Source organism: Actinomycetospora endophytica, assembly GCF_021026375.1.
Lineage (GTDB): Bacteria > Actinomycetota > Actinomycetes > Mycobacteriales > Pseudonocardiaceae > Actinomycetospora > Actinomycetospora endophytica.
Genome location: NZ_JAJNDB010000001.1, coordinates 1,792,549 through 1,804,852, shown reverse-complemented (window position 1 = coordinate 1,804,852; position 12,304 = coordinate 1,792,549). Strand labels below are relative to the sequence as shown.

Annotated in this window: 11 protein-coding genes and 1 tRNA gene; 6 read left to right on the top strand and 6 right to left on the bottom strand. The window is 76.4% G+C overall.

What is annotated here, in order from left to right; genetic code table 11:
- Nucleotides 1-21: 21 nt before the first annotated feature.
- Genes LQ327_RS08735 through sp36 form a run of 4 tightly spaced genes read right to left on the bottom strand, consistent with a single transcriptional unit; the run spans nt 22 to nt 4,226 of the window.
- On the bottom strand, nt 22-2,793 hold the full coding sequence (locus LQ327_RS08735) for a hypothetical protein (RefSeq protein WP_230733219.1): 2,772 nt from the start codon (nt 2,791-2,793) through the stop codon (nt 22-24).
- The gene (locus LQ327_RS08730) at nt 2,786-3,559 is read right to left on the bottom strand and encodes a hypothetical protein (protein WP_230731649.1); all 774 of its coding nucleotides are present in this window, start codon (nt 3,557-3,559) and stop codon (nt 2,786-2,788) included. Before LQ327_RS08730 ends, LQ327_RS08735 begins: the two co-directional genes overlap by 8 nt.
- A gap of 50 nt (nt 3,560-3,609) precedes the next feature.
- On the bottom strand, nt 3,610-4,068 hold the full coding sequence (locus tag LQ327_RS08725) for a RidA family protein (protein ID WP_230731647.1): 459 nt from the start codon (nt 4,066-4,068) through the stop codon (nt 3,610-3,612).
- Entirely contained in the window at nt 4,065-4,226 is a 162-nt protein-coding gene (gene sp36, locus LQ327_RS08720) for a Sp36 family protein (protein ID WP_018332809.1), read from the bottom strand. Before sp36 ends, LQ327_RS08725 begins: the two co-directional genes overlap by 4 nt.
- A 179-nt stretch (nt 4,227-4,405) precedes the next feature.
- On the opposite strand from sp36, the gene bagA reads away from it, so the two are divergent.
- Nucleotides 4,406-5,470, top strand: coding sequence for an ATPase BagA (bagA, locus tag LQ327_RS08715; protein ID WP_230731645.1), 1,065 nt, complete (start codon nt 4,406-4,408; stop codon nt 5,468-5,470).
- Entirely contained in the window at nt 5,460-6,626 is a 1,167-nt protein-coding gene (gene bagB, locus LQ327_RS08710) for an ATPase BagB (protein WP_230731643.1), read from the top strand. Before bagA ends, bagB begins: the two co-directional genes overlap by 11 nt.
- Nucleotides 6,627-6,767: 141 nt before the next feature.
- Here bagB and LQ327_RS08705 read toward each other — a convergent pair whose 3' ends face one another.
- Nucleotides 6,768-7,124 (bottom strand): WhiB family transcriptional regulator, encoded by a 357-nt coding sequence (locus tag LQ327_RS08705; RefSeq protein WP_230731641.1) that lies wholly within the window; start codon nt 7,122-7,124, stop codon nt 6,768-6,770.
- Nucleotides 7,125-7,395: 271 nt separating this feature from the next.
- Between LQ327_RS08705 and LQ327_RS08700 the strand changes: the two genes are divergently transcribed.
- From LQ327_RS08700 to LQ327_RS08690, 3 genes are all read left to right on the top strand, one after another.
- Nucleotides 7,396-9,768, top strand: a complete 2,373-nt coding sequence (locus LQ327_RS08700) for a penicillin-binding protein (RefSeq protein ID WP_230731638.1) — start codon at nt 7,396-7,398, stop codon at nt 9,766-9,768.
- A 109-nt stretch (nt 9,769-9,877) separates the two neighbouring features.
- A complete protein-coding gene (locus LQ327_RS08695; RefSeq protein ID WP_230733197.1) occupies nt 9,878-10,864 on the top strand; it encodes a metallophosphoesterase in 987 nt (328 codons plus the stop codon).
- A gap of 44 nt (nt 10,865-10,908) precedes the next feature.
- Nucleotides 10,909-10,985, top strand: a tRNA-Pro gene (locus LQ327_RS08690).
- Nucleotides 10,986-11,325: 340 nt separating this feature from the next.
- Here LQ327_RS08690 and LQ327_RS08685 read toward each other — a convergent pair.
- Nucleotides 11,326-11,583 carry a hypothetical protein gene (locus LQ327_RS08685; protein WP_230731637.1) on the bottom strand — a complete coding sequence of 86 codons (258 nt, stop codon included), beginning with the start codon at nt 11,581-11,583 and terminating at the stop codon, nt 11,326-11,328.
- On the opposite strand from LQ327_RS08685, the gene LQ327_RS08680 reads away from it, so the two are divergent.
- Nucleotides 11,567-12,301, top strand: a complete 735-nt coding sequence (locus LQ327_RS08680) for a hypothetical protein (RefSeq protein WP_230731635.1) — start codon at nt 11,567-11,569, stop codon at nt 12,299-12,301. The two genes, LQ327_RS08685 and LQ327_RS08680, sit on opposite strands and share 17 nt — an antisense overlap.
- The last annotated feature ends 3 nt before the right edge of the window (nt 12,302-12,304 follow it).

The window sequence follows — 12,304 nt, the reverse complement described above, 5'->3', positions numbered from 1 at the left end:
CCCGGACCCTAGCCGCGTCGATCAGGCGCCGGTGTCGTCCGGGTTCCCCGACAGGCCGTGACCGTTGACCCGGCCGCCCGGGGGTCCGGGTGGCCGCCCGGGTCGGGGCCGGTGCGGCCCACCCGGGCCCGGCGGGGGCGGTGGCGGGTTCTGCCGGTCCGACGGCGGGTGGGGCGGCGCCGCGAACGGGTCCGCGCCCTCGGCGCGCTCCCGCTGGGCGAGCTCCTCGTGGAGCCGCGCGAGCAGCTCGCGCTCCCGGTCGGAGAGCTGGGCGACCGAGTCGTCGAACTCCGGCGACCAGGCCGCCGTGCTCTCCGCCTCGGGGGGCCGGGCGGGCCCGCCGTCCGCGGCCGGGCTCCAGCCGGGTGCCTCCGAGGGCCAACCGGCGCCGTCGGCCGCCGCCCACGGCGGCGCGACCTCGTGCCCCGGGTCGGGTCGCCGCGGACCCGCGCCGTTCCCGACGGTGCCGTGGCCGCCCGGGGCGGGGGGCGCCGGCGGTCCGGCGGCCGGAGGTCCCGGGGGCGGCGGTGCGGCGGGTGACTGTCCGGCCGGCGGTGGCCCCGGGACCGGTGGCGGGCCCGGGACCGGCGGGGGCGCCGCGGGCCCGGACCAGGCGACGGGGCCGGTGGCCGGCTCCTCGTGGGCGGCCGCCTGCTCGTGACGGTGGCCGTTGGTGCCGAGGGTCGTCGGCTCGTCGTCGGACGGCGTCGCCGGCACCGGTCCGTGCCGGTGTCCGTTCGTCCCGAGCGTGACCGGCCCCTCGCCGACCTCCACGGGAGAGGTGAAGAGCGTGTCCGGACCAGGCCGGGAGTCGCCGGTGACCGGACCGCCGGGCCAGGCCGGTCCGGGTCCGGCGCCGAAGCGGGCGTCGTGCCCGAAGCGCGCCGACCCGGGGTCCTCCGTCGCGGGCGGCGCCTCCTCGTCACGGGCGCGGCTGTGACGGGCCCGCTGGACCTGGGCGGTGTCGGCGTCCACCCCGTCGTCGGCGGTGGGCGCGTCGGCTCCCGGCCCGGCGGCGGCGCCGTTCAGGCTCCCGGTGTCGGCGACCCCGTCGGTGGGTGCGTCCGGGTCGAGACGGTGCCCGTTGCTCCGCGACCGCGGAGTCGGCGACCGGAACGAGGTGGTCCCCAGGTCGGGCTCCCCGACGACGCCGTGGCGCCCGCCCGGCTCGTCGTCGACCGCGGGCCGTGCCTCGTCGGGCACCGGGTCGGTCTCCTCGCCGTCCGGCTCGAGGCGCGTCGGTTCGAGCGACTCCTGCGGCAGCGGCGCCGAGAAGTCCTCGGGCGCGGGCCGCGCCCACAGCGCGGCGATGCGGCGCGCGGTCGAGGAGAGGTCGTCGTCGATCGAGGTCTCCGACGGTGCGTCAGGGGCCTCGGGGGCGGCGGTCCGGTCGTCGGCCGGGGGCGCGGGTGTGGCGGCGTGCGCGGCGTCGGAGGTCTCGTCGAGGTCCTCGAGGCCGGGCTCCTCGTCGTCCAGGGGCTGCCCGGCTGCCGCCCCGGCCGTGATCGGGTCGACCGTGGCGGCGGGCTCGGCGGCGGCCCGACCGGCGCCGGAGTCGGCGACGGTCTGCCAGGTCTCGTCGTCGTCGACGGCCCCGAAGCGCGACGGCGCCGGGCGCTCCACCGGCGGGGCGGGCGCGGCTGCGGTGGTCGGGCCGGTCGCCGGGTCGTCCGCGACGAGCGGGTGGGCCGCCGCGAGGGCCTCACGGTGGTACGCGGGCAGCGTCGCGCCGGAGGCGAAGACCTCGACCGAGGTGTCGTCGAGGGCGCGCGCGGCGTGGGCGAGGTGGTGCACGACGTGGTCGCAGTCGTCGGGGCGCGCCGTCTCCACCAGGACGACCCGGTGCGGCACGGGTCCCGGGGCCGACCCCGCGGGCGTCACCCGCCAGCTCTCCCGCACCGCGACGACGCCGGGCAGGCGGCGCGCCGCCCGCGCGAGCGGCAGGCCCGGCGCGCGGTCACCGGCCGTCGGCGCGAAGCGGTGGACCGACCGGCCCAGCGCCCCGGGGTCGGCGGGCAGCAGACCGAGCAGGTCGGCGTCCACCCGGGCGGCCGTGAACCAGGGCCGCAGCAGGGAGCGCTCCTCGCCGGTGAGCCCGACCCCGCCGGCGAGCAGGCTCCCGCCGAGCAGCTCGGCGGCCTCGGCGTCGTCCTCCGCGGCGACCATTTCGCGGACCGAGGTGAGGGCGTCGTCGTCGAGACGCCCGGCGAGGCCGAGCAGGACGTCGTGCAGGCGCCCCTCGGGGGGCGGTCCGTCACCGTGGCCGGCGCGGGCCGGGGCGGGCTCGGGCGATCCGACGGGCGCCGCGTGGGCGTCCGGCGTGGCGTGGGCGTCCGCCGCGGAGTGCCTCTCGGGCACGGCGAACCCGCCGGTGCCGGGGCCCTCGTCGCGGGCTCCCGTCGCCTCGGGGGTGGACGGCCGACCCGGGCGGGCGGCCGCCACGGGCTCGGCGGCTGACGTGGCGGCGGCTGACTCGGCCGTCGCGGCGGGCTCGGCGACCGGCTCCCCGGCCACCACGGGCTCGGCGGCCACCACCGGTTCGGCAGCGGCGACCGGCTCCGCGGGGATGCCGGACCCGCCCGAGCCGATCTCGGCGGCACCGCTCGGGGTCGCGGCCTCGGCGGCCGCCGGGGGCACGTCGTCCGCGACGACGTCCGGGTCGGCGGCACGACGACGCTGCTCCGCGACGCGGCGCCAGGCGGCCAGGGCCACCGGGTCACGCCCGCGGTCGCCGCGGGTCCGGGGAGAGGGGGGACGCGGTCCGTCGGGCTGCGGGGTACCGGGCTCAGCCATGACGCACCAGCTCCGGGGGTGAGGGAACCACCCCGGTACGCGGGCCGGGCAGACCGGGACCCCGCTCCGGGGCGGAGGCGGACACCGAGGCCGGTGCCCCGGCGCGCCAGAGGACGTCGGACGCGGCCAGCGCCGCGCGGTGGTAGGCGGTGGTGACGGTGCCCGCGCCGATGACCTCGACGCCGGGCACGGCGCCGCCGTGCGCGCGCAGCGCCCGCTGGACGGCGCCCGTCAGGGCCGGGAGGTCACCGGCCGCGCTCACGAGGACCACGCGCACCTCGTCGCCGGTCGCGCGCGCCGGGCCCGACCGCCACGCCCGGCGCACCTCGCCCACGTCGCCGACGGTGGGGAGCAGGGCGCGGAGCACCAGGTCGGCGGCGTCCCACGCGGAGCGGCCGGGCTCCGCGAACGTCACCGTGGCCTCCGGGGCGGACTCGGCATGCAGCACCGCGTCGACCAGGCGCAGCGGCCCGTGCCAGCCCGTCACGACCTCGCGCAGCAGGGCCCGCTCGCTCTCGGTGACCCCGACACGGTGGCGCAGCAGCGTGCGCGGGAGCGCGGTGCGCAGCGCGACCGTCGCCTCGGCGGCGAGCCAGTCCCGCAGCCGCCAGAGCGGCCGGTCGGGCAGGCGCCCGGCGAGCGCGACGAGGAGGTCGTGGCAGGCGCGCTCCGCGCCGCCGGACCGGTCGTCGGCGGCGCCACGGGCTCCGTCGGACCGGTCGCCACCGACCGGTGCCCCGTCGATCCCGGCACCCGTGATCGCCACGTCCGTACTCCCTCCGCCGTGGGCGTCGTCCGCCCACGCACCACCGAAGCTCACGCCAGGTCGACGACGACCTCAACCTCGACCGGGGCGCCCAGCGGCAACGCCGCCACCCCGATCGCCGAGCGGGCGTGTTCGCCCGACGAGCCGAACACGTCGCCCATGAGCTCCGACGCGCCGTTCACCACCTGGGGCTGCCCGCCGAACCCGGGCGCGGACGCCACGAACCCGACGATCTTGGCCACCGACGCGACCGCGTCGAGCCCGACGAGGGCGTCGATCGCGGCGAGCGCGTTGAGGGCGGCGATGCGGGCGTAGGCCTTCGCGTCGTCGACCGAGACCTCCGCGCCGACCAGCCCCGTCGCCGGCAGCTCACCGCCGACCAGCGGCAGCTGCCCGGACGTCCACACCTGGGCGCCGACCTTCTTGGCGGGCACGTAGATGCCCTTCGGCGGCGCGACCGGCGGGAGCTCGACCCCGAGCTCGGCCAGCCGCGCCGTGGGCGAGGTCACGACAGCGGCCGCTTGAGGTACGCGACGTGCTGCTCACCCGTCGGTCCGGGGAGGACGGTGACGAGCTCCCAGCCGTCCGCACCCCACTGATCGAGGATCTGCTTGGTGGCATGGGTCAGCAGGGGGACGGTCGCGTATTCCCACGTCTGGGCACTCATGTCCGCCGAGGGTAGATGTCGGCTCCGACGGGCCCGGCCCTGCCCCGGACGCCCGCGTACCCCCTCACACCTGCGCCGACGTGACAGGCACGCACCGTGACCCGGCTCGTGACCCCGGTGTGACCCAGCCCTCCGGCCGGGGGCCACGGCGCCGCGGGCACGGTCCTACGCTGGTCGCCGTGAGCAACCAGCGCCGCCCGGGCAGTGTCGGCGTCCTCGACGACGGGGGCGTCGAACGCTGGCCCGAGTCCCTCGCCGCCGCCCGGCTCCACGTCGTGACGGGCAAGGGCGGCACGGGCAAGTCGACCCTCGCGGCGGCGCTCGCGCTGGCCCTCGCGGCCGACGGCGGGCGCACGCTGCTCGTCGAGGTCGAGGGCCGCCAGGGCATCGCCCAGCTCTTCGACACCCCGCCGCTGCCCTACTCGGAGCAGCGGATCGCGGTGGCCCCCGACGGCGGCGAGGTCCGCGGCCTCGCCGTCGACGCCGAGGAGGCCCTGCTTGAGTACCTCGAGATGTTCTACAACCTCGGGCTCGCCGGCCGGACCCTGCGCCGCATGGGCGCCGTCGAGTTCGCGACGACCCTCGCCCCGGGCCTGCGCGACGTGCTGCTGACCGGGAAGGTCAAGGAGTGCGTCGGGCGCACCGTCGGCGAGGACCGCCGCTCCCGCGCCTCACGGCAGCCGCTCTACGACGCCGTGATCCTCGACGCGCCGCCCACCGGCCGCGTCGTGAAGTTCCTCGACGTCACCAAGGCGATGGGCTCGCTCGCGCGGACCGGCCCGATCCGCACGCAGAGTGAAGGGGTCGTCGCGCTGCTGCACTCCCCGCAGACGGTCGTGCACGTCGTGACCCAGCTCGAGGACCTGCCGGTGCAGGAGACCCTCGACACCGTCGAGGAGCTCTCGGACGCGAACCTCCCGCCCGGGGCGGTCATGGTCAACCGGGTCCGTCCGGCCCGCCTGCCGGTGCCCGCCGACGGCGTCGGAGAGGTCGACGACAGCGGCCTGCGCGCCGGACTCGAAGCCGCCGGGCTGTTCCTCAAGGACGAGGAGATGGACGGCCTGCTGACCGAGGTGGGCGAGCACTCCGAACGGCTCGCGGTCGAGGCGGGCGTGCGCTCGCGCCTCGACGAGGCCGGGATGCCGCAGGTCGAGCTGCCCGAGCTCACCGACGGCGTCGACCTGGGCGGGCTCTACGAGCTCGCCGAACTGCTGCGGGAGCAGGGAGTGCGCCATGGCCGCTGAGTCCGGTACCGCGCCGACCGGGCGCTTCCGCCGCCCGGAGCACCTCGACCTCGACGCGCTGGTCGACGACCGCGCGACCCGCGTGCTCGTCTGCTGCGGCTCCGGCGGGGTCGGCAAGACGACGACGGCGGCGGCGCTCGCCCTCCGGGCCGCGGCCCGCGGGCGCAAGGTCGTCGTGCTCACCATCGACCCGGCGCGCCGGCTCGCGCAGTCGATGGGCCTCGAGGAGCTCGACAACGAGCCGCGCGCGGTGCCCGACGCCGTGACCGGCGACTCGGGCGGCGAGCTGCAGGCGATGATGCTCGACATGCGCCGGACCTTCGACGAGATGGTCTCCGGTCACGCCACGCCGGAGCGCGCGCAGGCGATCTTCGACAACCCCTTCTACCAGACCATCTCCACGTCGTTCTCCGGAACGCAGGAGTACATGGCGATGGAGAAGCTCGGGCAGCTCGCCGCGACGGGCCGGTGGGACCTGATCATCGTCGACACCCCGCCATCACGGTCCGCCCTGGACTTCCTCGACGCGCCGCAGCGGCTGTCGTCGTTCCTCGACGGGCGGATGATCCGGCTGCTCTCGGCGCCCGCGCGGGCGAGCGGCTCGGCGCTGCGCAAGCTCGTCGGCTCGACGTTCAACCTGTTCGCCAAGGCCGTCTCGACGATCCTCGGCGGGCAGATGCTCTCCGACGCCTCGGCGTTCGTGCAGGCCTTCGACACGCTCTTCGGCGGGTTCCAGGAGCGCGCGAACGCGACTTACCAGCTGCTGCGCGCCCCGGGGACGGCATTCCTCGTGGTGGCCTCGCCGGAGCCGGACGCGCTGCGCGAGGCGTCCTACTTCGTCGAGCGGCTGGGCAACGAGAAGATGCCGCTCGCCGGGATGGTCCTCAACCGGACCCACCCGGTGCACGCCACCCTCTCCGGGGCCCGGGCGCGGGAAGGCGCGGAGACCCTGGAGGCCGCGCGCGGCGACGCCACGGCCGCGGCGGTGCTGCGTCTGCACGCGGACCGGGTCGAGACCGCGGAGCGCGAGCGCCGGGTGCTCGCCCGGTTCACGCGCGCGCACCCGAGCGTGCCGATCGTCGACGTGCCGGCGATGGCCACCGACGTGCACGACCTCGACGGCCTGCGTGCGATCGGCGAGCTGCTGACGGCCTGAGGGGGTCGGCCTTGGGCTGCCGACGGCGAGGGAGCCACCAGAGGTCGATCGGATCTCCGACCGGCCCCGCAGTGACTCCCTGATCACCAGCGCACACGTCAGCCCGGCACCCATCCGCCGCCGAGACGGCGCCGGGTCGGCTCAGCCGGCCTGACGCGAGGACCGGCCCTTCCCGGCGGACCCGGCCGCCGGTTGCGCCGGGCGCATCGCGGCGCGGCGGGCCGCCTCGAGCAGGGCCGCCCAGGACACGACGTCCGGGCGGCGCTTGAGCAGCGCCTTGCGCTCGCGCTCGGTCATCCCGCCCCACACGCCGAAGCGGATGCGGTTGTCCAGCGCGTGCGCCAGGCACTCGGTGCGCACCGGGCACGCCTTGCACACCTCGCGCACGTCCCGCTGCTGCGCACCCTGGACGAACAGGGTGTCGGGGTGCTCGTCGCGGCAGCGCGCGTCGCGGCGCCAGTTCCGCGTGGTCGTCGTCCGTCCCGAATCGTCGCTCACGTCATCCCGCCCTCGTGTGGCCCCATGGCTCCCGGGGTCCGCGCCCGCCCCGCCGGCACGCGTCTCCCGGACGCCCGGCCTTCCTCGGCCGCGCGTCTCGCCCGTTCACAGGGTTCGACGCAGCTTAGGAGCGGACGGTTCCACCGAGAAAGACCCGAAACGGATCCGTCATCGGAAGATCCGTGACCGGCATCCCCGACACATCGCCCTACCCGCCCGTAGGGCATGACACGAGCACGAAGCACACGTCCTGCCAGTAACCTGGACGCCGATGACCGGAGGAACGGATCGGGACGACGCGGCGGACACCGGCGAGGCTCCCGAGGGACGCCGACGCGGCCTGCGGGCCGGTCCGGTGGCGCGCCTGCTCGGGCTCTGCCTCGTCGCGGGCCTGATCCTGGCCGGGGTGACGTTCCCGCTGGTCGGGGGCGTCGGCCTGGTCAGCAACGACGCGAGCGACACGGTGAGCGCCACGTCCACCGACCTCGCGGCGGGCCAGCTGCCCCTCGTCACGACGGTCACCGACCGGCAGGGCGCGCCGCTGGCCTACCTCTACGACCAGAACCGCCAGCCGACCCCGCTCGAGAGCATCGCGCCGACGATGAAGGCGGCGATCGTCGCGATCGAGGACCGCCGGTTCTACGAGCACGACGGCGTGGACTGGACGGGGACGCTGCGCGCGCTCGTGACGAACCAGAGCGCCGGGTCCACCCAGCAGGGCGCGTCCACCCTCACCCAGCAGTACATCAAGAACTACCAGCTCTACGTCACCGCGCGGAGCCAGTCCGAGCGGCTCAAGGCGACCGAGGCGACCTACGCCCGCAAGCTGCGCGAGGTCCGCGTCGCCCTGCAGCTGGAGCGCCAGCTCGCGGACGGGCGCACGAAGAAGGACGCGAAGGAGGAGGTCCTCCAGCGCTACCTCAACATCGTGTTCCTGGGGAACAACTCCTACGGGATCGGCGCCGCGGCCCGCACGTACTTCAACACCACGCCCGACCGCCTGACGATCCCGCAGGCCGCGCTGCTCGCCGGGATGGTGCAGTCCACGGCGGCGTTCGACCCGGTCGCGCACCCGCAGGCCGCGACCGGTCGTCGCAACGAGGTCATCAACCAGATGGCCGTGCAGGGGATGATCACCCAGGCGCAGGCCCAGGAGGCGGCGACGAGCCCGCTCGGGGTCGTCAGCCCGCTCGCCACCCCCGCGAACGGCTGCATCGGCGCGGGCGACGGGGCGTTCTTCTGCAAGTACGTCGTGGAGTACCTCGGGCAGGCCGGGATCTCGGCCGAGCAGCTCAACCGGGCCGGCTACACGATCCGGACGACGCTGGACCGGAACACGCTCACCGCGATGTCCGCCGCGCTGCGGGGCGAGGTCCCCGCGCGGCAGCGCAACGTCGCCGACGTGATGGCCGCCGTCTCCCCCGGCGCGGACCGCCACGAGGTCCTCGCCATGGGGTCGAACCGGGTGTTCGGCGTCGACGGGTCGGCGCTGGAGACGAGCTACGGGCTGCCGTGGGAGCCGGTGAACCTCGGCGCGGGCTCGGTCTACAAGGTCTTCACCGCCGCGACGGCGCTCGACAAGGGCCTGGGCATCGACTACCAGATGCAGATCCCCGCCGACGGCTACGCGTCCCCGATCTACCGCGACGGCCAGGGCAACCCGTTCCCGGTGCGCAACGCCGGCTCCTACGCACCGGTGCTCTCGATGACCGACGCGCTGGCCCAGTCCCCGAACACCGGGTTCGTCAAGCTCATGGAGTACACCGGGGTGGCGCCCGTGGTCGACATGGCGGTGAAGCTCGGCATGCGCTCGCTGGCCGAGCCCCAGGGCGCGGGCGGGAAGTCGATCGCCGAGGTCGCCAAGGAGCAGAACCAGGGCTCCTTCACCCTCGGCGTGACCCCGACCAGCGTGCTCGAGCTCTCGAACGTCGGCGCCACGCTCGGCTCGCACGGGAAGTGGTGCCCGCCGACCCCGGTCCTCGGCATCACCGACGCCTCCGGAAACCCGGTCCCCGTCGCCGAGCAGCCCTGCGAACAGGTCGTCCCGCCGACGCTCGCCGACACCCTGATGACGGGCCTGTCCAAGGACGACCAGGCCGGCGGCACGTCCTCCGGCGCCGCCGGGGAGAACGGCTGGAGCCGGCCGATGTCGGGCAAGACCGGGACCACCCAGCAGAACAAGTCCGCCGCCTTCCTCGGGTTCACCCCGGGGATCGCGGGCGCGGTGATCACCTTCGACGACTCGTCGTCGCCCCGTCCGCTGTGCGACGGCGGCGGGGACTCGCCGCCCTACCCCTGCGGCGACGGGAACATCTTCGGCGGCAAGACGCCCGCCCGGACCTGGTACAAGACGATGACGCCGCTGCTCGCCGCCGCCCCGGCCCAGCCGCTGCCGGCGACCGACCCGCGCTACGTCTCCGGCGGGACGAACGAGCAGATCCCCGACGTGGTCGGACGGCAGGCCGACGACGCGCAGTCCCGCCTCGAGGACGCGGGCTTCGCGGTCACCCGGACCACGGTGAACAACCGTGCCGCCGCCGGTACCGTGGTCGGGCAGTCCCCGCGTGGGTCCGCGCTGCCCGACCAGGTCGTCACGCTCCAGGTCGCCAGCGGCACCGTGGGCGCACCTCCTCCGCCGCCGTAGGACCGACGGGGAGGGCCCGGGCACCCGGCGGGGCCGACCACGCCAGAGGAGGAACGCGGTGGCCGACCAGCCGGCGACGGACGGCACGACCCACGGGCTCACCCGGGGCCTGATCCGGACGGCCGCCGCGGGCGCCGCCGCCGGCGCGCTCGGGCTGGGCTACGCCTCCGTCGTCGAACGGCACTGGTTCACGCTGCGCCACGCGACGTTGCCGGTCCTCTCGCCCGGCTCCCGGCCGCTGCGGGTGCTGCACGTCTCGGACCTGCATCTGCGGCCCGGGCAGCGCACCGAGGAGCGCTTCGTGGCGGGTCTGGCCGAGCTGGAGCCCGACCTCGTCGTCAACACCGGGGACAACCTCTCGCACCGGCGCGCCGTGCCGGTGGTGCTGCGGGCGCTCGGACGGCTGCTCGACCGTCCCGGTGTGTTCGTCTTCGGCAGCAACGACTACCACGGGCCGAGGCCCAAGAACCCCGCGAACTACCTGTTCCGGCCGCAGCACCGCATCCTGGGCCCGGACCTCCCGTGGCGGGACCTGCGCGCGGCCTTCATCGAGCACGGGTGGCACGACGCGACACACACCCGGCTCGAGCTCACCGTCGCCGGGCAGCGGATCGCGGTGGCGGGCGTGGACGACCCGCACATCGGCCACGACGACTACGACCGGATCGCCGGGCCGGCGGACCCCGACGACGACGGCCCGGCGACCGACGGGGGCCCGACGCTGCGCCTGGGCCTGACGCACTCCCCCGAGCCCCGCGTGCTGGACGGCTTCGCGGCCGACGGCTACGACCTCGTGCTCGCCGGCCACACCCACGGCGGGCAGCTGCGCCTGCCCGGCTACGGCGCGATCGTCACCAACTGCGGCGTCGACCGGTCGCGGGCGCGCGGCGCGTCCCGGTGGGGCGCCCACATGCGGCTGCACGTCTCGGCAGGGCTCGGGACGTCGCCGTACGCCCCGGTCCGGTTCGGCTGCCGCCCCGAGGCCAGCCTGCTCGAACTGGTGCCCCGCGAGGTGACCGGGCCCGACGCCACGGCCGCGGCGGGCGCGCCCGCGAGCACCCGGCCCCCGTCCCGTCCCGCGGGGAGCGCCAGGTAGGCTGATCCCCAGAGCAAACGACGTCGCTACGTCGCTCGAGTGCTCGGGGTGTGGCGCAGCTTGGTAGCGCGCCTCGTTCGGGACGAGGAGGCCGTGGGTTCGAATCCCGCCACCCCGACCATGGAGGCCCCGGTCCGATCGGACCGGGGCCTTCGTCGTGTCCGGACCTCGCCGGCGGCGCGAGGGGCACACCGCGCATCCCGACCGGCCACACGGCCTGCGTCACGTGCCTCTCGAGGTGACGCGGCCGGGGCCTCAGGCGTGTTCGAGAACGTGTGCCGGCGCCGACAGCACAGCGTCGTCTCTCCCACACCCTCGGCAAGACATCTCCGATCGGTAACGGTCACTGCCGCCCCGGCGATAGCTCGTACGGGTGACGCTCGACCCGAGCGCACGCACCGCGAACCGGACGACGGGGACGAGATGGCGAACCACCGGACACCAGACGGAGTCGCGCCGCGCTACACGGCGCTCGACTCGGCCGTTCGGACGACGTACACCGCTCCGCAGTCACGCATCGCCACGTCCGCCTGGACGTACGGCACCGCTCCGGCGATCCCGGCACCGCGCACCGGCAGCGCGCCCGCGATCCCGGCGCCCCGGACCGGCACCCCGACCGGGCTCCCCCGCATCGCCCCCGGGCCCGCCGACCTCACCGCTCCGGCGGGGCCGACGCCGGCACGGCCGACGCCGTCGGCGCCGATGCCCGTCGTCCCCACCCAGGCCGGCCCCTCCCCCGCCTCGCCGCCGCACGCCTGGGCCGCCCCGATGCCGCCCGCCGCCGGCGCCCCCACCGGCTCGACGCCGGCCCTCACCGAGGCGCTCGACCCCGACGCGGCCCGGCGCAGCGCCCCGGACGACATCGCCGCCCGGGCGACGACCACGCTCATCCCCAGCTCGCCCGGTGCGCGGCGCGGCGCCGGCCCGGTGTTCGTCGACGGCAGCGGCCGCCGGGCCCGCCGGTTCAAGGGGATCGCCGTCGCCGCCGCCGCGCTCGCCGCGGGCTACGTCGGGGTCGTCGTCACCGGCGCCGTCGCCGGGTCGACCGGACCGGCCGGCGGAGCCGTCCCCGTCGCGTCCGGCGCCTCGCTCGCCCCCTCCCTGCCGGCGACCCCCGCGATCGTGCCGACGCCGGTCGTCGCACGGCCCTCCGCGGTCACGACGACGCCCGCGAAGCCGACGACCACCGCCAAGAAGCGGACGACCGCCAAGGTCACGCCGAAGAAGGTCGCGCCGAAGGTCGTCGCCCCGCAGGCGCCCGCGCCCGTCGTCGCACCGGCTCCCGCCGCGCCGGTACCGGTGGCGCCCGCGGCCCCGGTGACGCCACCCGCCACGAACACCACGCCGAAGACCGGGGCCGGCCAGAACACCGAGCCCCAGCAGCCGGCGCCCGCGCAGCAGAACGGCGCGGCGCAGGCCAAGCCCCTCACCACGTGAGCG